At 65.8% G+C, this 20,082-nt stretch carries 24 protein-coding genes; 12 read left to right on the plus strand and 12 right to left on the minus strand.

The genetic code is table 11. From position 1 onward, the window contains the following. Both AB7U46_RS15975 and AB7U46_RS15980 read right to left on the minus strand, forming a co-directional pair. Positions 1 to 735: LysR family transcriptional regulator (locus tag AB7U46_RS15975; RefSeq protein ID WP_428337980.1), on the minus strand; the 735-nt coding region annotated here is incomplete at its 3' end. A gap of 181 nt (positions 736 to 916) precedes the next feature. After that, a complete protein-coding gene (locus AB7U46_RS15980; protein ID WP_428337981.1) occupies positions 917 to 1,507 on the minus strand; it encodes a hypothetical protein in 591 nt (196 codons plus the stop codon). A gap of 97 nt (positions 1,508 to 1,604) precedes the next feature. On the opposite strand from AB7U46_RS15980, the gene AB7U46_RS15985 reads away from it, so the two are divergent. The 3 genes from AB7U46_RS15985 (at position 1,605) to AB7U46_RS15995 (ending at position 4,124) form a co-directional block, all read left to right on the plus strand. Further along, positions 1,605 to 2,102, plus strand: a complete 498-nt coding sequence (locus AB7U46_RS15985) for a hypothetical protein (RefSeq protein ID WP_428337982.1) — start codon at positions 1,605 to 1,607, stop codon at positions 2,100 to 2,102. 93 nt (positions 2,103 to 2,195) lie between these two features. After that, the gene (gene ahcY, locus AB7U46_RS15990) at positions 2,196 to 3,587 is read left to right on the plus strand and encodes an adenosylhomocysteinase (RefSeq protein ID WP_428337983.1); all 1,392 of its coding nucleotides are present in this window, start codon (positions 2,196 to 2,198) and stop codon (positions 3,585 to 3,587) included. 195 nt (positions 3,588 to 3,782) lie between these two features. Next, on the plus strand, positions 3,783 to 4,124 hold the full coding sequence (locus AB7U46_RS15995) for a DUF2853 family protein (protein ID WP_428337984.1): 342 nt from the start codon (positions 3,783 to 3,785) through the stop codon (positions 4,122 to 4,124). A 51-nt stretch (positions 4,125 to 4,175) separates the two neighbouring features. Here the strand turns inward: AB7U46_RS15995 and AB7U46_RS16000 are convergent, their stop codons facing one another. Continuing rightward, entirely contained in the window at positions 4,176 to 4,787 is a 612-nt protein-coding gene (locus tag AB7U46_RS16000) for an enoyl-CoA hydratase/isomerase family protein (RefSeq protein WP_428337985.1), read from the minus strand. Between the two features lie 126 nt (positions 4,788 to 4,913). Here AB7U46_RS16000 and AB7U46_RS16005 point away from each other — a divergent pair, with 126 nt between their 5' ends. The 8 genes from AB7U46_RS16005 (at position 4,914) to AB7U46_RS16040 (ending at position 13,804) form a co-directional block, all read left to right on the plus strand. Beyond that, positions 4,914 to 6,407 carry a DUF2125 domain-containing protein gene (locus AB7U46_RS16005; protein WP_428337986.1) on the plus strand — a complete coding sequence of 498 codons (1,494 nt, stop codon included), beginning with the start codon at positions 4,914 to 4,916 and terminating at the stop codon, positions 6,405 to 6,407. 61 nt (positions 6,408 to 6,468) lie between these two features. Further along, the gene (locus AB7U46_RS16010) at positions 6,469 to 7,815 is read left to right on the plus strand and encodes a TldD/PmbA family protein (RefSeq protein WP_428337987.1); all 1,347 of its coding nucleotides are present in this window, start codon (positions 6,469 to 6,471) and stop codon (positions 7,813 to 7,815) included. A 4-nt stretch (positions 7,816 to 7,819) separates the two neighbouring features. Next, positions 7,820 to 8,593, plus strand: a complete 774-nt coding sequence (locus AB7U46_RS16015) for a 3'(2'),5'-bisphosphate nucleotidase CysQ (RefSeq protein WP_428337988.1) — start codon at positions 7,820 to 7,822, stop codon at positions 8,591 to 8,593. Between the two features lie 91 nt (positions 8,594 to 8,684). Next, entirely contained in the window at positions 8,685 to 9,491 is an 807-nt protein-coding gene (locus AB7U46_RS16020; RefSeq protein ID WP_428337989.1) for a transglycosylase SLT domain-containing protein, read from the plus strand. Continuing rightward, positions 9,491 to 11,578: a flagellar biosynthesis protein FlhA gene (flhA, locus tag AB7U46_RS16025; RefSeq protein ID WP_428337990.1), complete on the plus strand. Its 2,088-nt coding sequence runs from the start codon at positions 9,491 to 9,493 to the stop codon at positions 11,576 to 11,578. The genes AB7U46_RS16020 and flhA overlap by 1 nt, the downstream gene beginning before the upstream one ends. Then, on the plus strand, positions 11,575 to 12,351 hold the full coding sequence (locus AB7U46_RS16030) for a flagellar biosynthetic protein FliR (RefSeq protein ID WP_428337991.1): 777 nt from the start codon (positions 11,575 to 11,577) through the stop codon (positions 12,349 to 12,351). The genes flhA and AB7U46_RS16030 overlap by 4 nt, the downstream gene beginning before the upstream one ends. Continuing rightward, positions 12,348 to 13,436, plus strand: a complete 1,089-nt coding sequence (locus tag AB7U46_RS16035; RefSeq protein WP_428337992.1) for an EscU/YscU/HrcU family type III secretion system export apparatus switch protein — start codon at positions 12,348 to 12,350, stop codon at positions 13,434 to 13,436. The genes AB7U46_RS16030 and AB7U46_RS16035 overlap by 4 nt, the downstream gene beginning before the upstream one ends. Further along, positions 13,433 to 13,804, plus strand: coding sequence for a hypothetical protein (locus AB7U46_RS16040; protein ID WP_428337993.1), 372 nt, complete (start codon positions 13,433 to 13,435; stop codon positions 13,802 to 13,804). Before AB7U46_RS16035 ends, AB7U46_RS16040 begins: the two co-directional genes overlap by 4 nt. Before the next feature lie 5 nt (positions 13,805 to 13,809). Here the strand turns inward: AB7U46_RS16040 and AB7U46_RS16045 are convergent, their stop codons facing one another. From AB7U46_RS16045 to AB7U46_RS16085, 9 genes are read right to left on the minus strand one after another with little or no spacing between them, the layout of a single operon-like run. Next, positions 13,810 to 14,343 (minus strand): flagellar basal body-associated FliL family protein, encoded by a 534-nt coding sequence (locus tag AB7U46_RS16045; protein WP_428337994.1) that lies wholly within the window; start codon positions 14,341 to 14,343, stop codon positions 13,810 to 13,812. Positions 14,344 to 14,349: 6 nt separating this feature from the next. Beyond that, the gene (gene flgH, locus AB7U46_RS16050; RefSeq protein WP_428337995.1) at positions 14,350 to 15,075 is read right to left on the minus strand and encodes a flagellar basal body L-ring protein FlgH; all 726 of its coding nucleotides are present in this window, start codon (positions 15,073 to 15,075) and stop codon (positions 14,350 to 14,352) included. 11 nt (positions 15,076 to 15,086) lie between these two features. After that, positions 15,087 to 15,509, minus strand: coding sequence for a flagellar basal body P-ring formation chaperone FlgA (flgA, locus tag AB7U46_RS16055; protein WP_428337996.1), 423 nt, complete (start codon positions 15,507 to 15,509; stop codon positions 15,087 to 15,089). Continuing rightward, entirely contained in the window at positions 15,509 to 16,294 is a 786-nt protein-coding gene (gene flgG / locus AB7U46_RS16060; RefSeq protein ID WP_428337997.1) for a flagellar basal-body rod protein FlgG, read from the minus strand. Before flgG ends, flgA begins: the two co-directional genes overlap by 1 nt. A gap of 9 nt (positions 16,295 to 16,303) precedes the next feature. Beyond that, positions 16,304 to 17,020: a flagellar hook-basal body complex protein gene (locus tag AB7U46_RS16065; protein WP_428337998.1), complete on the minus strand. Its 717-nt coding sequence runs from the start codon at positions 17,018 to 17,020 to the stop codon at positions 16,304 to 16,306. Positions 17,021 to 17,023: 3 nt separating this feature from the next. After that, a complete protein-coding gene (locus AB7U46_RS16070; RefSeq protein ID WP_428337999.1) occupies positions 17,024 to 17,290 on the minus strand; it encodes a flagellar biosynthetic protein FliQ in 267 nt (88 codons plus the stop codon). Position 17,291: 1 nt separating this feature from the next. Next, on the minus strand, positions 17,292 to 17,585 hold the full coding sequence (gene fliE, locus AB7U46_RS16075) for a flagellar hook-basal body complex protein FliE (protein WP_428338000.1): 294 nt from the start codon (positions 17,583 to 17,585) through the stop codon (positions 17,292 to 17,294). Positions 17,586 to 17,604: 19 nt separating this feature from the next. Continuing rightward, positions 17,605 to 17,997 carry a flagellar basal body rod protein FlgC gene (flgC, locus tag AB7U46_RS16080; protein ID WP_428338001.1) on the minus strand — a complete coding sequence of 131 codons (393 nt, stop codon included), beginning with the start codon at positions 17,995 to 17,997 and terminating at the stop codon, positions 17,605 to 17,607. A 2-nt stretch (positions 17,998 to 17,999) separates the two neighbouring features. After that, positions 18,000 to 18,386, minus strand: a complete 387-nt coding sequence (locus AB7U46_RS16085; RefSeq protein WP_428338002.1) for a FlgB family protein — start codon at positions 18,384 to 18,386, stop codon at positions 18,000 to 18,002. Between the two features lie 81 nt (positions 18,387 to 18,467). On the opposite strand from AB7U46_RS16085, the gene AB7U46_RS16090 reads away from it, so the two are divergent. After that, positions 18,468 to 19,790: a FliI/YscN family ATPase gene (locus tag AB7U46_RS16090; protein WP_428338003.1), complete on the plus strand. Its 1,323-nt coding sequence runs from the start codon at positions 18,468 to 18,470 to the stop codon at positions 19,788 to 19,790. The last annotated feature ends 292 nt before the right edge of the window (positions 19,791 to 20,082 follow it).

Here is a 20,082-nt window from a genome sequence, read left to right on the forward strand (position 1 = left end):
CTCAGCGCCTGATTGTAGCTTTGCCAGTTGGTGGTCTTGTAGGTCGTCTTCGGAGGTCTGCTCATGCTGCCCAGCTAGCATGCCGGATTCACAACATGAATCCTCCCGGATTTGCGCAACAACGCCCTGTTCGGGCCAATCGCCCTCGCGGATCCAGGGCAGCATCGACATTTCGCGCAGCGAAAGTTTTCGCCGCCCGCCAAGCAATTCCGGCGCGGCCACCACCACCTGCGGGGCGGCGGTGACGAATTCGGAGATCACCCCGGGCCAGGATCCGTCGCCGAAGCGGATGCCGAGATTGGCGCCCGCCTCGCGCAGGTCGATCGTGCGCTGTTCGGGCAAAAGCGACAGCGCGATTTCGGGGTGGCGTTTCCAGAACCGTGAAAGCCGGGGCATCAGCCATTCGGAGGCGAAGGCCGGCGGCAGGGTCACCGCGAGCGGCTTTTCCATGTGCTGGGCGCGCAAGGCTTCGACCGCCGACTGAATCATCGAGAAGCCGTCGGCAAGCGTGGCGGCGAAGCGTTCGCCCTCGGCGGTGAGGTGCAGATGCCGTCCGTCGCGCCACAGCAGCGCGACGCCAAGCTCGGCTTCCAGGGCCCGAACCTGCTGTTGCACGGCGGCATGGGTGACGTTCAGCCGCCGTGCCGCGGCACTGAATCCACCCTCGCGCGCGGTCGCGGCAAAAGCGCGCAGCGCGGTGAGCGGCGGCATGCGTTTCCAGTCGATTTCACTCATATGTCAATTATTCTAACAGATGTCACAAAATTCCTGACTCGCAAAATCATGCGAGTCAACACAAATAGGCGCCATGAACCTAACCAAGGAGATCAGAAAATGATCCGGATTCTTGCAGAAGTGATGACTCTTGCGATGGGCGGTTATGCGCCCCGTTCCCGCAACCGCGGCGAATACAAGTTCAACCGCTGAGTTCGCTCAGCAGGGCAGCGTGACGCGCGGTGAATTCCGCGCGCACTTCGGCCGGGGGACGCAGGCGGATCGCCAGCCCCCGGATGATCGCAGGATCGGGCTTGCCGAAGATGCGATCCGCTTCCAATGCCGAAAATCCAGCGATCTGTTCGGCCTCGAGCCGGGCGGAGATCGTGTCCGCCGCCTTGATCGCCTTCTTGATCGGGGCGGGCAGGGCCGCGGGCAGGCCGAAGCGCAGATGCACCGCCGCCGTGAGCCGCTGATCGAGGTCGCCATAACCGGCCCCGATCGCGGCCTTCACCGGCGAGATCATGTCCCCCAGCACATATTCCGGCGCGTCGTGCAACAGCGCCGCCAGTCGCCAGCGCGCGGCGATGCCCGGGTTCTGCCGGGCGAAAATCTCCTCGACGAGGAGCGAATGCTCCGCCACCGAATAGGGGAAATCGCCGAAGGTCTGCCCGTTCCAGCGCGCGACGAAGGCCAGGCCATGGGCGATGTCCTCGATCTCGATATCGACCGGCGTCGGGTCGAGCAGATCGAGCCGCCGCCCCGAAAGCATCCTTTGCCACGCGCGCTTCATCATCCCCTCCGTCACCTGGCCCCGTGCTAGCCAAGGCGCGCGGCGCTGTAAACCGGGTGGGAACCGGATCGGCCTGTCGCGTGTTGGGATCGAAAGCTTGAACAGCGAGGACCAGATGCGCTTCGACCCGATCAAGACTTCGATCGCCGCCGCCGCCCTTGGCGCCGCCGTGCTCGGCACCGTGACCGTCGCCTTTTCCGGCGTGGACCCCAAGGCCGGGGTGATCCCGCCGGCAAATGACGAGATGCGCCCGATGGACGACATCGGCGCCGACATTCCCTATGGCGAGCTTTCCGTCTTCGACCAGATCAGCGAGATCGGTGAGGATCAATCCGTCGACGTGCCCTATTGCGACCATCGCGCGGTGCTCGCCGGGGTGCTCGATGCCGATTACCAGGAGGCGAAGCAGCTCTCGATGCCGCTTGCGCGCGACCGTTCGGTCGAGCTTTGGGCCTCGGCCGAGATGGGCACCTGGACCGCGGTCTATACCCGGTCGGACGGGGTTTCCTGCGTGATCTCCTCAGGCATTGGCTGGAAGGCCGGCAATGATCCGATCGCGCTTCTGACGCGGGAGAAGGTGCTGCCCGCGGCCTGACGGAAAGGCCTGCGCAACCACGAAAGCCCGGCTGCATTGCCGGGGGGCGGCGCGGATGATACAAGCCCCCGAAACAGAATTCGGGAGCCGAAAATGGCCGATTACATCGTCAAGGACATCAAGCTGGCCGAGTTCGGCCGCAAGGAACTCGACATTGCCGAAACCGAGATGCCGGGCCTGATGGCCTGCCGCGAGGAATTCGGCGAGACGAAGCCGCTCACCGGCGCGCGCATCGCGGGCTCGCTGCACATGACGGTGCAGACCGCGGTGCTGATCGAGACGCTGAAGGCGCTTGGCGCCGATGTGCGCTGGGCCTCGTGCAACATCTTCTCGACGCAGGATCACGCGGCGGCGGCGATCGCGGCGGGTGGCACCCCGGTCTTCGCGATCAAGGGCGAGAGCCTCGAGGAGTACTGGACCTACACCGACAAGATCTTCCAGTTCGCGGAAGGCACGGCGAACATGATCCTCGACGATGGCGGCGATGCGACGCTTTACATTCTGCTCGGTGCGCGGGTCGAGGCGGGCGAGACCGATCTGATCGCGGTGCCGACCTCGGACGAAGAGGTCTGCCTCTTCAACCAGATCAAGAAGCGGATGGCGGAAACCCCCGGCTGGTTCACCCAGCAGCGCGCCGCTATCAAGGGCGTGTCGGAGGAAACCACCACCGGCGTGCATCGTCTTTACGACCTGCACAAGAAAGGGCTGCTGCCCTTCCCGGCGATCAACGTCAACGACTCGGTCACCAAGTCGAAATTCGACAACAAATATGGCTGCAAGGAATCGCTCGTCGACGGTATCCGCCGCGCGACCGACGTGATGCTGGCCGGCAAGGTCGCCGTGGTCTGCGGCTATGGCGATGTGGGCAAGGGCTCTTCGGCCTCGCTGCGCGGGGCCGGCGCGCGCGTGAAGGTGACCGAGGTCGACCCGATCTGCGCGCTTCAGGCGGCGATGGACGGCTTCGAGGTCGTCGTGCTCGAGGATGTCGTCGACAGCGCCGATATCTTCGTCACCACCACCGGCAACCGCGACGTGATCCGCATCGAGCACATGCGCGCGATGAAGGACATGGCCATCGTCGGCAACATCGGCCATTTCGACAACGAGATCCAGGTCGCCGCGCTGCGCAACCACAAGTGGACGAACATCAAGGATCAGGTGGACATGATCGAGATGCCCTCGGGCGCGCGGATCATCCTGCTTTCCGAGGGGCGTCTTTTGAACCTCGGCAATGCCACCGGCCACCCCAGCTTCGTGATGTCGGCCTCCTTCACCAACCAGGTGCTGGCGCAGATCGAGCTTTTCACCAAGGGCGCGGACTATGCGCCCGGCGTCTACATCCTGCCCAAGGCGCTCGACGAAAAGGTCGCGCGGCTGCATCTGAAGAAGATCGGCGTGAAGCTGACCGAGCTGCGCCCGGATCAGGCGGACTATATCGGCGTCACCGTCGAAGGCCCGTTCAAATCGGATCACTACCGCTACTGAGCGCGGTTTTCCGTGAGGATGAAGGCGGGGCGCAGGCCCCGCCTTTTGCATTCCGGGCCAGCTTTCGCCGATCCCCGGGCGAGGGGGAGGTTGCGGGAAGATTTCCCTTGGTCTCCTTTCCGCTTTCGCCTTAGGCTCCGGTCGCGTGGGATGGCCCACGGCGCGGGAACGGATTCAGACAGGTGAGGGTGAACAATGGGCAAGCGTGACGATCTGATCGCGAAATACGCGGAAGATCTGCAGAACAAATGCGGCATGACGCCGGACATGGATCTTCTGACGAAGGTGACGATCGGCTGCGGCCCGGCGATCTATGACGCCGATGCCTCGGTGGTGGCGGGCAGCCAGCCGAGCGAGCTCGAAACCGTGAAAAACAATTTCCTGATCAAGAAGCTCGGCCTCGCCGACGGGCCCGAGCTGATGGACGCGATCGACGCCGTGATCGAGACCTATGGCCGGTCGGAGCGCAGCAAGTATCGCGCCGTCGTCTATTACATGCTGGTGAAGCAGTTCGGGAAGGAAGGCGTCTACGCCTGACCCGGCCTTCCGGTGCAAATGGCGCGGTCCCCCGGGGCCGCGCCTTTCGTTTCAGATCATCGCCTTGATCGCGGCGACATGGGCCGGCGCCGCGCCGCGCGCATCCGCCGCGAGCGTTGCGATCTCCGCCTCCATCGCCTCGCCCGGCACGACGCGATCGACGAGGCCCCAGATCCGCGCCTCCTCGGCGCCGATCTTCTGCCCGGCCATCAGGATCATCTTCGCCCGCGCGGGGCCAATCAGCCCGGCAAGCCGCTTCGGATCGGAGGGCTGCGGCAGGAAGCCGAGCTTCATCACCGGGTAGAAGAATTTCGCCTCAGGCACCGCAAGACGCAGATCGCAGGCGAGCACCATCCCCATCGCGCCGCCGGCCAGTGTGCCGTTGAGCGCCGCGATCGTCAGGCAGGGCAGCGCCGCGATCGCGCCCGAAAGCCGCTCCCAGACGCCGTCGGTGGCCAGCCCCGCGCGCGCCTCGTCGAGATCGGCGCCGGCGGAAAACACCTTGCCGGTGCCGCGCAGCACGAAGACGCGCGCGCCCTCGGCCGCGGCTTTCTCGGCGGCGTCGGCGATCTGCGACAGCATCTCGCGGGTGAGCGAATTGGCCTTTTCCGGCCGGTCGATGGTGACGGTCCAGACGCCGTCGGCCTGTGCAACGTGGATCATGCGCGATACTCCGGATCTGATCTTCCCCTCTCGTAGCAAGCCCGCGGCCCCTTGACCATCGCCGCGGGTCACGGGATGCTGGCGCGGGGCAATCATTCGAACGAAGATTCCAACAAAGGGTGCATCATGGCACGGTTGAACACGGCAGGCGCCACGAGCCTCTGCATTCTGCTTCTGGGGACGACGGCGCTGCATGCCGATGTGACGGCGCAACAGGTCTGGGACAGCTGGCAGAAGCAATATGCCGATTACGGCTATCAACTCACCACCGGGGGCACGGCGCAGACCGGCGACACGCTGGTGATCTCCGATCTCAAGCTGAGCAATACCATCGAGGGGTCGACCTTCGAGATGACGGTTCCCGAGATGCGGCTGCGCGAGATCGGCGACGGCACCGTCGAGGTGACCGGCTCGCAGGAGATCGACGCCCAGGCGAACAGCAAGCCCGAGGGGCAGCCCGCGCTCGAGATGGCGATCAAGATCACCCAGGCGAATGCGGCGGCGATCGTCTCTGGCACGCCGGAGGCGATGTCCTATGACCTCACCGCGCCCGAGATCGTGGCCGAATTCGACCAGAAGATCGCGGGCCCGGGCGACGACAAGGCCGTTCCGGTCAAGGTCTGGGCCTCGCTCTCGGGGCTGACCGGCCACTATCTCGTGACCTTGAACGCCGGCCGCACCATCGAGTCGAGCATCAAGGCCTCGGCGGCGAAGTTCACCGCCTCGGGGGCGGATCCGGAGACGAGCAACACCTTCAACCTCGAAGCGACGGTTGCCAATCTCGACGGATCGGGAACCTCGTTCCTGCCCGAAGGCGTCGAGATGAAGGATTTCGGCGCCGCGCTTGGCAAGGGGCTGAAGATCACCAGCAAGATGACCTATGGTGCCTCGAGCTACACGCTCGACGCGACCGCGCCGGAGGGGCCGACCACGATCAAGGGCAGCGCGCAGTCGGGCAGCCTCGACGGCACTTTCGCCGCCGATGGCGTGCGCTACGCGGTAACCGGCGATGCCGCCACGATCAGCGCCACCACCACGCAGCTGCCGATCCCGATCGAGGCGACGCTCGACAAGACGGAACTCGATTTCGCGATTCCGCTGGCCGCGAGCGATGCGCCGCGGCCCTTCGTCGCGAAGCTCGGCCTCGTCGGTCTGGCGCTCTCCGATCAGCTCTGGGGCCTGCTCGATCCGCAAAACCACCTCGGCCATGATCCGGCGACGCTGGTGATCGACCTGAGCGGCACCGCGAAGCCGCTGATCGACCTCTACTCGCCCGAGGCGGCGAAATCGCCGGCCCCGCCGATCGAGATCGACAGCCTCGACGTCAACAAGCTCAAGCTCACCGTCGCCGGCGCCGATCTCGACGGCAAGGGCGCGATGACCTTCGACAACAGCAGCGGCATGCCGATGCCGGTGGGCGCGATCGACCTGCAGCTTGCTGGGGCGAACAAGGTGATGGACGGGCTCACCGCGATGGGGCTGATGCCGCAGGATCAGGCGATGTTCGTGCGGATGATGATGGGTCTTTACGCGGTTCCGGCCGGGGACGACCAGATGACCTCGAAGATCGAGTTCAAACAGGGCGGGGAAATCCTCGCAAACGGTCAGCGCATCAAGTAAAGCGGATGCGCCGCGGGGTCGTCCGGTGCGTTCCGGGCGACCCTATGATTCAGGAGCCCCAATGCCCTCTGCCAATCTTTCCGATCTGACCGAAGCCCTTCTGGCTGCCGCCACGAAGGCGGGCGCCGGTGCCGCCGATGCGATCGCGGTCGACGGACGTTCCGTCTCGATCGACGTGCGGCAGGGGCAGCTCGAACAGGCGGAGCGTGCCGAAGGGGTCGAGATCGGCCTGCGCGTGCTGATCGGCGGGCGGCAAGCCTGCGTTTCCGCCTCCGACATTTCCGCGCGCACGATCGCCGATATGGCCGAACGCGCGGTGGCGATGGCGCGCGAGGCGCCCGAGGATCCCTATGCCGGGCTTGCCGATCCCGATCAGCTGGCCCGCGACTGGGATGTCTCCGGCTTCGAGCTCGCCGATCCGGCGCCCGAACCCCTGGCCCAGGCGCTCGAGACCGATGCGCGCGAGGCCGAGGCCGCCGCGCTCGCGGTTGCCGGCGTGGCGCAGGTGCAATCCGCCTCCGCCTCCTATTCCGCGCGCCGGCTGCAGATCGCGGCCTCGAACGGGTTCTCGGGCGGCTATGCGCGAACCTCGCGCGCCGTTTCCGCCGTCGCGATCTCGGGCGAAGGGCTGTCGATGGAGCGCGACTGGGCCGCGGAAAGCCGCTGTTTCCAGGCCGATCTGCCCTCCGCCGCCTCCGTCGGGCAGCTTGCCGGCGAACGCGCCGTGGCGCGTGCCAATCCGCGTGCGCCGAAGACCGGCGCCTATCCGGTGCTGATCGACGAGCGCGTCGCCGGAAGCTTGATCGGCCATCTCCTTTCCGCGATCAACGGCACCGCGATCACCCGCGGCGCCTCCTGGCTGCGTGATGCGCTGGGCACGCAGGTGCTGCCCGAAGGCCTGAGCCTGATCGAGGATCCGCATCGTCCGCGGATCTCCGGCTCGCGCCCCTTCGACGCCGAGGGCCTGCCCACTGCGCGCCGCGCGATCGTCGAGAACGGCGTGCTCATGGGCTGGACGCTCGACCTCGCCACGGCGCGCAAGCTCGGGCTGCGCAGCACGGCGAATGCCTCGCGCGGGACGTCCTCTCCTCCCTCGCCGGGGGTGGGCAATGTCGCGCTCACCCAGGGCGCGCAAAGCCGCGAGGAGCTCTTGCGCGCGATGGGCAGCGGGCTGCTCGTCACCTCCTTCATCGGCGCCACGATCAACCCGACGACCGGCGATTATTCGCGCGGTGCCTCGGGCTTCTGGGTCGAGAACGGCGAGATCACCCATCCCGTCAACGAATGCACCGTCGCCGGCAATCTGCGCGACATGCTGCTGCGGATCACGCCCGCCAACGATGCCCGCGCGCATCTGAGCCATGTCGTGCCCTCGCTCCTGCTCGAAGGTCTGACCCTTGCAGGATAAGCACGTGACCGAGGATCTCGCGCTGCTGACCGCGGCGGCAAAGGAGGCGGGCGCGCTTGCGCTGCGCTACTGGAAGACCGCGCCGAAGGCCTGGGAAAAGGATGCCGGCGCCGGCCCGGTTTCCGAGGCCGACCTCGCGGTGAACGATCTGCTGGCGGAGCGGCTGCGCGGGGCGCGCCCCGATTACGGCTGGCTTTCGGAGGAGAGCCTTGACGATGCCGCGCGACTTTCGGCGGAGCGCATCTTCGTCGTCGACCCGATCGACGGCACCCGGGCGTTCCTGGCCAACGAGAGCGGCTTTGCCCATGCGATCGCGGTGGTCGAGCGCGGCGAGGTCGTCGCTGGCGTCGTGCATCTGCCCGCGCTCGAGATGACCTATGCCGCCACGGTGACCGGCCCGGCGTTGCTCAACGGCATGCCGATCCGCCCCGCCTCCGTCGCGCAGATCGAGGGGAGCACGCTGCTCACCTCGAAGCTGACGGACGACGCCGGCAACTGGCGCAACGGCGTCCCCTCCTATCAGCGGAAATTCCGCTCCTCGCTCGCCTGGCGGCTTTGCCTGGTGGCGGAGGGGCGGTTCGATGCGGCGATCTCGCTGCGCCCGGCCTGGGAATGGGATATCGCCGCCGCCAGCCTGATCGCGAACCGCGCCGGGGCGCTGACCACCGATTGTCATGGTGGAAAGCTGCGCTTCAACTGCGCTTCCGCGCAGGTCGACGGGCTGCTTTCGGCGCCCGAGCCGCTGCATGGCGAATATCTCGCGCAGCTGCGGGGCTGACCGGCGCGATCCCGTCGTCGATTACCGGATGTAAAGATTCGTCCCCTAGCTTCGGGGGCAGCAAGAACTGCTGCTTTCAGGGGCGAATCCCATGCCGAGGCTCTGGCCGATCTTTGTTATCGTTGCGCTTTTCGTCGTGGGGGGCGCGTTTCCGCTACGTGCGGCCGAATCGAAACTGGCGATTTCGGCGATGTGCGAACGGGTGGCGGAGGAGGCTTCGCGTCAGTCCGGTATTCCCGTTTCGGTCCTGAAGGCGATTTCGCTCACCGAAACCGGGCGCAAGCTCGAGGGCTCGTTCAAGCCCTGGCCCTGGACGGTGAACATGGAAGGCGCCGGGCATTGGTTCGACACGCTCGACGAGGCGCGCGCCTATGTTTTCCAGGAGTTCAAGCGCGGCGCGCGGAGCTTTGACGTCGGCTGCTTCCAGATCAACTACAAGTGGCACAACCAGGCCTTTTCCTCGATCGACGAGATGTTCGATCCGCTGCACAACGCGCTTTATGCGGCGAAATTCCTCGGTGAGCTTTACGGGGAAACCGGATCCTGGGAGAAGGCGGCGGGCGCCTATCATTCCCGCACGAAGGAATTCGCTGACCGCTACGCGGCGCGTTTCACCGATCTGCGCCAGCGTTTCGCGCAGGAGGATGGCAAGCCGCTCTCCGCGCTTGCGCCCTCGGTTGCGGCGATGACCACGGCGCCGGCACAGATGCCCTACGGGGATGTGCCGGAGATCCCCGATATCGTGCTGGCGATGAACGGCCCGGAAAAGGCGCCGGCCCCGCCGAGGGTCAATTCCTATCCGCTCCTGAAACGTTCGGGCGGGGCTGCGCCACCGCTTGGCGGCGCTCCCGGTGCCAGTCTTTTTGCCACCGCGCTGCAGCGTTCCGAGGTGAACTGATGCCGAAGATCTCCCTTTCCACGATCTTCCAGCCGACGATCCTGCTCGCCCTCGCGCTGATGGCGGTCATCGTGATGATGATCCTGCCGGTGCCCTCCTTCGTGCTCGACATCGGCCTGGCCGTCTCCTTCGCCCTCGCGATCCTGATCTTCACGGTGACGCTCTTCATCGAGCGTCCCCTCGATTTTTCCGCCTTCCCGACGATCCTGCTCGCCTCGCTGATGCTGCGACTCTCGCTCAACGTCTCCTCGACGAAGCTGATCATCGGCCAGGGCCATACCGGCACCGGTGCCGCGGGCCATGTCATTCAGGGCTTTGCCAATTTCATCATGGGCGGCTCGGTGCTGATCGGTCTCGTCGTCTTCGGCGTGATCCTGATCGTGAACTTCATCGTCATCACCAAGGGCGCGGGGCGCATGGCCGAGGTCGGCGCGCGTTTCGCCCTCGACGCGATGCCGGGCAAGCAGCTCGCGATCGACAGCGACATGAACGCCGGCGCGATCGACCATGCCGAGGCCCGCGCCCGGCGTGAGAAGGAACAGGCGGAGACGACCTTCTTCGGCTCGCTCGACGGTGCGTCGAAATTCGTGAAGGGCGATGCCGTCGCGGGCCTCCTGATCACCATGCTCAACCTCATCGTCGGGCTGATCATCGGCACCGTCGTGCATGGCATGCCGATCTCCCGCGCGCTCGAGACCTATTCGATCCTCACCGTGGGCGACGGGCTCGTCAGCCAGATCCCCGCGGTGATCATCTCGATCGCCTCGGCGATCCTGCTCTCGCGCGGCGGGGCGAAGGGCTCGGCGGACATGGATCTCTTCCGCCAGCTCTCGAAATATCCCGCGGCGCTCTCGACCGTTGCGGTGCTGATGGCGCTTTTCGCGCTGGTCCCGGGCCTGCCCTTCTTGCCCTTCATGCTGGGGGCCGGGGTGCTGGGTGGCACGGCCTGGCTCGTGCGGCGCAATGAGCTTCGCCGTCAGCGGCGCGAGGCGATGAAGATGCCCGCCCCGCCGGAAAAGGCAAAGCGCAAGTCGATCGGCGACGTGCTCGATGTCGACGATATCCATGTCGAATTCGCCCCCGATCTGGTGGCGATGGCGCTTGATCCGGCGACGGGGCTCGATGCGCGGATTTCCAATATGCGCAACCATGTCGCGGCAAGCTACGGGCTGATCCTGCCCGAGATCCGCCTTACCGACGATGCGACGCTCGATGCCGGTTGCTACCGCATCCGGATCCAGGGCGTCGAACAGGCGAAGGATCGGCTGCACCCCGAGCGGGTTCTGGCGCTCATTGCGGACAACCGCGAGTTCCTGCCCGAAGGGGAGGATGTGCGCGAACCTGTCTATGGCGCACCGGCGCGCTGGCTGCCGCTCGCGTCGCAGGAGGAGGCGGCGCTCGCCGGTTCGACCGTCGTCAGCCCGACCGAGGTGCTGGCGACCCATCTGCTCGAGGTGATCAAGCGCAACTTCGGCCGGCTGATGACGCTGCGCGCCCTGCGTCGCCTGCTCGAGGAGGTCTGCAACCTTTCCGACCCGGCCCGCGCCGACGCCAATCGCCGGATCCTCGACGAGCTGATCCCCGAAAAGGTGCCGGTCGATCTCCTGCTGGCGGTGCTGCGCCTGCTGCTCGAAGAACGCGTCTCGATCCGCAACCTGCTCGCGATCATCGAGGCGATCGCAGAGGCGCGGGGTCTGCAATCGCCCGAGGCGATCTGCGAACATGTGCGCCAACGCCTCGGCTTTCAGCTCGTCGCCGAGTTCCGCCGCGACGACGGCACGCTGCCGCTGCTGCAGCTTGCGCCGGAATGGGAGGACACCTTCTCCGCCTATCAGATCGCGGGCGATCGCGGGCAGACCGATGTCGCGCTGCCGCCCGACAAGTTCAATCGCCTCGCCAACAATGTCGCCGAAAAGGTCGCGCGGGCGGGGGAGGCCGGGATCTTTCCGGCAATCGTCACCTCGACGCGCCGGCGCCGCTTCCTCAAGACCGTGCTTGGTGCGAAGGGGATCTCCGCGCCGGTGCTCAGCTTCGAGGAGATCGGCCTCGATGCGCGGCCGTCGATGGTGGGCGTGGTGCCGGCATGACCGAGACTTTGGCGCAACTTCTCCACGATGCGCAGGGACTGCTCCTCGCGGGTTTCATCGTCTTCCTGCGGATTTCCGGGGCGATGGCGATGCTGCCGGCCTTCGGTGAGCAGGTCGTGCCGATGCGCGTGCGTCTCGTTCTCGCCTTCGCCTTTACGGCCGTGGTGCTCCCGGCCGCGATGCCCGCCGTGAGCCGCATCGCCAGCCCGTTTCCCCTGCCGGTCTGGTTGATCGGAGAGGCGCTGATCGGGCTCCTGATCGGCATGGTGCTGCGCAGTTTCGTCTTCTGTCTGCAGATCGCGGGCACGATGGCGGCGCAGGCGACTTCGCTTTCGCAGCTCTTCGGCGGAACCGCGGGGGAGCCGCAGCCGGCCGTCGGGCAACTTCTGATGTTTGCCGGGCTCGCGGTGGCCGTCCATCTCGGTCTGCATGTCCGTTTCGCGGAACTTTTCGTGCAATCCTATGACGCCCTGCCGCCCGGGCATCTTCCCGACCCCGATCTTGTGCGCGGCTGGGGGCTTTCCGGTGTGGTGCGGGCCTTCTCGCTCGCCTTCTCGCTCGCCGCGCCTTTCGTCATCGCCGGGCTGATCTACAACGTTGCGCTCGGCGCGATCAATCGCGCGATGCCGCAGCTCATGGTGGCCTTCGTCGGTGCGCCAGCCCTGACCGCCGGGGGGCTCGTCTTGCTCGCGATCGCTTTGCCGACCGGGCTGATGCTCTGGCATGGCGCCTTCGAAGCCTTTCTCGCAAATCCGTTCACGGTTCCCCGATGAGCGGCGGCGAGGACGACAGCGAACGCGAATTCGAACCGACGCCGCACAAGCTCGAGGAGGCGCGAAAACGGGGTGACCTCGTGCGCTCGGCCGAGATCACCGTGGCGGCGGCCTATGCCGGTTTCGCGATCGCGGCGATGGGGCTCGGCGCGATGAGCTTGCAGGCCTTCGGTACGCGCGCGATGGTTCTCCTCGATCAGGCGGACAGCCTGTCGACGCAGTTTCTCGGTGGCGGTTCCTCGGTGGCTGGGGGGGTGCTTTTCGGCCTCGTTGCCACGGTCTTGCCCTGGTTCGTCATTCCGGCGGCGCTTGTGCTCGTTGCGCTCTGGGGACAGCGTGCCGTGGTCTTCGCACCCGACAAGCTGATGCCGAAACTCAACCGGATCAACCCGATCGCCAATGCCGGGCAGAAATTCGGCCGCAGCGGGTTGTTCGAATTCGCGAAGAGTTTCGTGAAACTCGTGGTGATCGCGCTGATCCTCGGCAAGTTCGCGATCCGCAAGATGGATGCGATTCTCTTCACCCAGGAGCTCGAGGCGCCGCAGGTCGCGCGCGATCTCGGGCAGCTCATCGTGGAATTCCTGCTGCTGCTCATCCTGCTCGCCGCGGTGATCGGTGCGATCGACTATCTCTGGCAGCGCGCGGAGTTTCTGCGCCGCAACCGGATGACGCGCAAGGAACTCACCGACGAGATGAAGCAATCCGAGGGCGATCCCCATATCAAGCAGCAACGGCGGCAAAAAGCCGTCGAGATCGCCACGAAACAGATGGTGGCCGATGCGGCGAAGGCCGATGTCATCGTCGTCAACCCGACCCATTATGCCGTTGCGCTGAAATGGGAGCGCGGCGCGAAGCGTGCGCCGGTCTGCGTGGCGAAGGGGGTCGACGAAGTGGCGGCGCGGATCCGGGCGGTGGCGAGCGAGAATGGCGTGCCGATCCATTCCGATCCGCCGACGGCCCGTGCGCTTTACGCTGCGCTCGATATCGGGGACGAGATCCGCCCGGAACATTATCGTGCCGTTGCCGCGGCGATCCGCTTTGCGGAGAAGATGCGTCAGCGGGTCAAGGCGCGGGGATGGCGATGAGTGTGAAACGTCTGTCGGTGCTGCTCGAGATCTCGCGGATCCGACGCGATGTGGAGATGGCTGCGCTCGCCCGCCTGACGGGAGAGCGGCAACGGCTGAGCGCGGCTCGGGATGCCGTGGCGTGTCAGGAGCGTGAGGCCAGGGAGGCAGGGCTTGCCTCGCCCCAGGATGGGTTGCAGGCGGAGCGTTTCTCCGCCTGGACGGCCCGGCGTGCGCAGGCGCTCGAGGCCCAGGCGGAGGTGGTGGCGGCGCGTATCGAGGCGCAAAAGCAGGCGACCCGGATCGCCGTCGGCCGCGAGCACAACCTCGAAAAGATTTCGGACCGCCTGGTGGAGGCGGCCCGGAAGCAGAAGGCGAAGAACGGCTGATCCGCTCAGGCGGAGTCCTGACGCGCGATATCCGAGATCAGCACCTCCTTCACGATGTCGCCGAGGATCGTACGCGTCGCCTCGGTGAGCGCGCTGCGCAGATCTTCCATCTTCGCGGTTTCGGTGAATTCCCCCTCGAAACCACCTGCATTGGCGTGATCGAAAAGCACCTGGAGCAGGGTGTCGCGGATCTTCGGCTCCGCGGCATAGACCTTTTCGGTGTTGCCTGCCGTCACCTCGACGCTGAGCGAGAGGACAACGAGCGAGGATACCGCGCCCCGGGTGATCACCGGAACGACGAACTGATTGTTGAGTTTGACATATTCCACGGTGGCTTCGCCGCCGGCGTCGCCCTCGCTGCCATGGGCGTTTTCGCTCGGCGCGCTGCCGTGGCCCGTTGCGGTCTCGGCCGGAGCTTCCGTATGTTCGGTAGTCCCCGCTTCAGGGGCAGGGGGGGGCGGACGCAGGAAATAGCCGGCCGCGCCGCCGGCGCCGAGGCCGATCAGGGCAAGGAGAATGGGAAGGATCTTGCGCATCATGCCCTCTCAGAACGGCAGGAGGATATCGGCGACCTGCTGGCCGTAGCGCGGCTGTTGAACGTCGGTGATCTGGCCGCGGCCGCCATAGGAGATCCGGGCGCCGGCGATCTTGTCATAGGTGATCTCGTTCTGCCGACTGATGTCCTCGGAGCGCACGAAACCGGTGACGATCAGTTCCCGCAGCTCGAAATTGACCCGCACCTCCTGGCTGCCCTGGATGCGCAACACGCCATTGGGCAGCTTGTCGAGCACCGTTGCCGCGACGCGCAGCGTCAGTTTTTCCTTCCGCGCGACGGAGCCGTTGCCCTGGTAGGAGGAAGCCGAGGAGGTGTCATAGGCATCGGCCATCGTGGCGCCGCTGGGCAGGCGCTTGTCGAGCCGTTGCGGGATGCCGAACATCGAGGTGACCCCCATCGTGTCCGAGCCCGAGCGGCTCCGCCCGGTGGTGTTCGAGATCTCCGCCTTGTCGTCGATCTCGATCACCACGGTCAGAATGTCGCCGCGCGCCGCCGCGCGCCGGTCACCGAGCAGCGACCCGCGTTGCCCGGTCCAGAGCGAGGCCTCCTGCGCCGCCGGCGATTCCGGGATCTGTTCCGGCATCGCCTGGGTGTTCATCGCGAAGAATTCGTTACCGTCTTCGGTCGGGCTGAAATTCGGGGCCTTGCCGACCTGTTCGAGGCGCGAACAGGCAAGCAGAGAGGTCGTGAGGAGCAGGAGCAGCACAGGGCGCATGGCAGGCCTTTTCAGTTCGGGACATAGACGGAGCCGTCGGCTCCGATCACGGCGCTGACCACCGCTTTCGAGGTGGCGTTCATCACGCGGATCGTCTCGCCGACGGCGCCGCGGTCGAGGGCGCGCCCCTCGGCGCGGATCGTCAGGCCGCCGCGCTGGAACACCAGCATGATGGTCTGATTGCGCTCGACGAGCGCGGGGGGGGCGAGGTCGCCCTCGCGGATCGGGTGGCCGGGATAGATCGCGACCCGGGTTTCGAGGCCGATGGCGTCGCGCGGATCGCTGAGCGCGCCTTCGACAAGGTCGTCCGAGAGGGCGATATCTGCGGCGGAGAGCACGGTCTGGGCACGCAATGTGCGCGTCGCAATCAGTGTCCCGGCCGAGACCGGGGGCGCCAGGGTGGCGAGGAGCAGGGCGATCATCAGGGCGCGCATCAGCGCACCTGTGCGGTGGTGCCGAGCATTTCGTCGGCGGCGGTGATCACCTTGGCGTTGAGTTCGTAACCGCGCTGCGCCTTGATCAGCTCGGTGATCTCGCGCACGGCATCGACCGAGCTCTCCTCGAGATAGCCCTGCCGTACCGTGCCGAGCCCATTTTCTCCCGGCGCGGAGACTTGCGGCGGGCCGGAGGCGGTGGTTTCGAGGAAGAGGTTCGAGCCCATCGCCTCGAGTCCCTTTTCGTTGGTGAAGCCGGCGAGGGTGATCTGGCCGAGCAGCTGCGGCTGCACCTGGTTCTGGAAATAGGCATAGACCTCTCCGGCGGCGTCGATCGCGATCGAGCTGGCATCGTCGGGGAGAGTGATGCCGGGCACGAGCGGGTAGCCGTCGGAGGTGACGATCTGCCCGTCGGCAGAGCGTTTCAGGCCGCCGTCACGGGTATAGGCGGAGGCGCCGGAGGGCAGTGTCACCTCGAAATAGCCGTAGCCGTCGATCGCGAGATCGAGATCGCCGCCGGTCGAGCTGAGCGAGCCTTGCGACAGCTCGACGCTGACCGCCGTCGGGCGCACGCCAAGGCCGAGCTGAACGCCGGCGGGGATGATCGTGCCGTCGTTCGCCGTGATCGTGCCCGGGCGGGTCTGTTGCTGATAGAGCAGGTCGGCGAACTCCGCCCGGCGGGCGTTGTAGCCGGTGGTGGACATGTTCGCGAGGTTGTTCGAGATCACCTCGACCCGCATCTGTTGGGCGGCCATCCCGGTGGCGGCGATTTGCAGGGCGCGCATTCAGACCTCCTATTTGCTGAGCGTCGAGATGACGCTGCGGATGCGTTGATCCTCGCGATCGAGGAAATTCTGGCCCATCTCATAGGCGCGCTGGACCTCGATCATGCGCGAGATCTCCTTCACCGGATCGACGTTCGACTGTTCGACGAAGCCCTGCATCACGCGCGGATTTTCCACCGGCGTGGTGCCGTCGGGGACGGAGAAGCGGGTGCCGGCCTGGTGGGAAAGCTGGTTCGGATCATCGGGCATGTAGATCCCGATCTGGCCAATCGGCGCGCCGGCGACGGAGAGGGTGCCGTCCTCGGCCATCGCCACCCGCCCCTGGTCCGCGGGGACGAAGATCGGCCCGCCGCCATTGTCGAGGACGCGATAGCCCTCCGGCGTGACGAGTTCGCCCTCGGCCGAGCGCATGAAGCTGCCGGCGCGGGTGAGCTGATTGCCCTCGGGGGTTTCGACCATGAAGAAGCCATCCCCCTCGATCGCGAAATCGAGGGCGCCGCCGGTGGAGGCCAGCGGGCCCTCGGCGAGGTTCACGTTGCGCCCGTGGGCATAGGCCATCGACAGCGCCGGCTCGTCGCCGTCGAGCGCCGCGACATATTCCGAGAAGATCACCCCCTCGCGCCGGAAGCCGGTCGTGGAGATGTTCGCCATGTTGTTGGCGACGCTCTGCATTTCCTGCATCAGGCCGGATTGGCGGGTGAGGGCGGCGTAGATCGCGTTGTCCATCGCTCAGCTCCCGATGATCAGGGGGATGATGCGCGCCTTGAAGAATTCGACGAGCGTTTCGGACATGAAGGACATCGACACCCAGAACACGACGAGCATGGCGCCGACCTTCGGCACGAAGGTCAGGGTCATCTCCTGCACCGAGGTGAGCGCCTGGAAGAGGCCGATGGTGACGCCGGCGATCAGCGCCACGGTCAGCATCGGCGCCGAGATCATCACCGCGATCCAGAGCCCCTGACGCATCGTGTCGAAGAAGACGATGTCATGCATGTCACACCTGCATCCGCAGGATTTCCTGATAGGCCTCGACGACCTTGTTGCGCACCGTCACCGCGGTCTCGACCGCGAGCTGCGTCTGCGCGAGCGCCTGGACCAGCGCATGCGGATCGGCCGAGCCGAGCATCGTGGCCTTTGCCGTCTCCTCACCGTTCTGCAGGGTTTCGAGAAAGCTCGAGGCCATATCGGCGACGGAGCTGTGCTCAGACCCGGCATTGGTCGGAACCGGAGTGGCGGCCGAGCGGGCCTGAGCGTAGCCGTGAGCCGCAACGGAAGTTTTCAAGTCCATTCTGGACCTCCTTCACATATTAACGACGAAGCAGATCGAGCAGAGCCGACGACATTTGTCGCGTCTGATCGAACATTCTGAGGTTCGCCTCATAGCTGCGCTGCGCTTCGCGCGCGTCAGCGATTTCGACCACCAGATCGACATTCGAGCCGTCGTAGTAGCCGTTCTCATCGGCCAGCGGATTGCCCGGGTCGTAGATCCGGGCAAGGGTCTTCTGGTCGAGTTCCACGGGGCCAAGCTGCACTTCACCGGTGGTCTCACCGTGATCGACGACCTCTTCGAAGCTCGTCGTCTTGCGGTGGTAGCCGGGGGTGTCGGCATTGGCGATGTTTTCGGAGACATGACGCAGCCGCATGGCCTGCGCCTTCATGCCGGAGGCGGACGTGGCGAGTGTGGAGCTGAAATCGGCCATGTTCACGCCTTCCCGAGACTGCTGCGGAGAATGTCGAGGGAGGATTTGTAGATCGTCAGCGCGAGATCGTGCTGACGCTTCACGTCGACCGATTTGACCATCTCGTCCTCGAGCGAAACGCCGTTGCCGTCGGGCGAGGTCGCATCGCTGCCGGAGGTTTCCACCGCAGCGACGGTATAATCGTTCGCGCCACCGAGATGGCCCGGGCGCGTCGTCTTCATCGGGGTTGAGAGGTCGCTCCGATAGGTTTCGGCGAAAGAGGCGACGTCGCGCGCGCGATATCCGGGGGTATCGGCATTCGCGATATTCTGCGCGACCACATTCTGGCGCAGGGCGGCCTGGCGCGCCATCGCCTGGGCCATCTGCATGATCTCGAGTTTTTCGAACATCGGGGTTTCTCCTCCGAGCTATCAACCAAGATTTAAGGCCGAATCGTTTAGAAAACGTTTCGAGAACACATGGAGGCCAGAATGGCATTTGGCGGACTCGATTCGTTGCGGGCGGAAATCGCGGATCTCGGGGTCGTGCACCCTGTCGGTCGGGTGTTCGAGGTGGGCAAGGGCACGATCGAGGTCAGCGGCCTGTCACGGCGGGCTGCCCTCGGGGATCGCGCGCTGATTCGCAGTCAGGCTGGGCGCGCCATCGGGGCCGAGGTGATCGGCCTGCGCCGCGGGGCCGTTTCACTGCTTGCCGACAGCGCGATCGACGGGGTCGCGATCGGCGATCTCGTGGAGGTTCTGGGGCAAAGCGGCATTGCGCCTGACAACAGCTGGGTTGGGCGCATCATCGATCCGTTCGGCCGCCCGCTCGATGGCCGCCCGCTTTTGCGCGGCGCGCGGGAGCTCGAGCTGCGTGCAACGCCTCCCGCTGCGGCTTCGCGTCGCCGCCTCGGCGCACGTGTCGAAACCGGGCTTTCGGTGTTCAACACTCTGTTGCCGCTGGTGCGCGGACAGCGCATCGGCCTCTTTGCGGGCTCCGGCGTCGGAAAATCGTCGCTGCTGGCAAAGTTCGCGCGCGGGGTCGAAGCCGATGTGGTGGTGATTGCCCTGATCGGCGAACGGGGACGGGAACTGCGCGAATTCGTGGAAAAGGTTCTCGGCCCGGAGGGGATGGCGCGGTCCGTCATCATCGCCGCGACATCGGATCAGTCCCCGCTGGTGCGGCGTCGCTGCGCCTGGGCGGCGATGTGTGTGGCGGAGTATTTCCGGGATCGCGGGCAGCATGTGCTGTTCCTCGCGGATAGTGTCACGCGCTTCGCCGAGGCGCATCGCGAGGTTGCACTGGCGGGGGGCGAGCCGCCGAGCCTGCGGGGGTTTCCTCCCTCCACGGCCCATCAGATCATGTCGCTTGCCGAACGTTCCGGACCGGGAAGCGAGGGGGCGGGGGATATCACGGCGGTGTTCTCGGTGCTCGTCGCCGGTTCCGATATGGATGAGCCCGTCGCAGATATTCTGCGCGGTACGCTGGATGGCCATGTGGTGCTCGATCGCACGATCGCGGAGCGTGGGCGTTTCCCGGCCGTGGATCTATTGCGATCGGTTTCCCGATCGCTGCCGGACGCCGCCAGCGCGGCTGAAAATGCTTTGATCGCGACGGCGCGCAAGCTTTTGGGGGCCTATGATCGGGCGGAGATGATGATTCAGGCCGGGCTCTACAACGGTGGTTCGGATCCGCTTATCGATCGCGCGATCCGGGCTTGGGCGGAGCTTGACGCGTTCATCGCGCGCGAAGAAGCTGAAGATACCGCCGCGAGTTTTGCCGCTCTTGATGCGATTCTTCGTAATTCCGAATAAGGCGATTATTCAGGTTGAAGCCTTCGGCATGGGGGGGGCGCGCAAATTTCAGGAGGCCCAGGCTCCAGGCGCATCGAGTTCTAAAGCCGGTATAAGGCGATTGCAGCGAGCGTGATCGCGGAGAGGAAGGTTTTCGGGCGCCAGTCGTATCGCGTGGCAACGCGCGGGGCCTTGTTGCATAAATCAGGTTCTGAGCGGAGTTCCCCTTTCCCCGGACGGACTTATCCTACGGCCACTGTGACGGGTATGCCAAGCGCGGTGTAGCCATTCAGCACAGCGATGCGGACTTGCA

It is taken from the genome of Paenirhodobacter sp. (assembly GCF_050177655.1).
In the GTDB taxonomy this organism is placed as follows: Bacteria; Pseudomonadota; Alphaproteobacteria; order Rhodobacterales; family Rhodobacteraceae; genus Rhodobacter.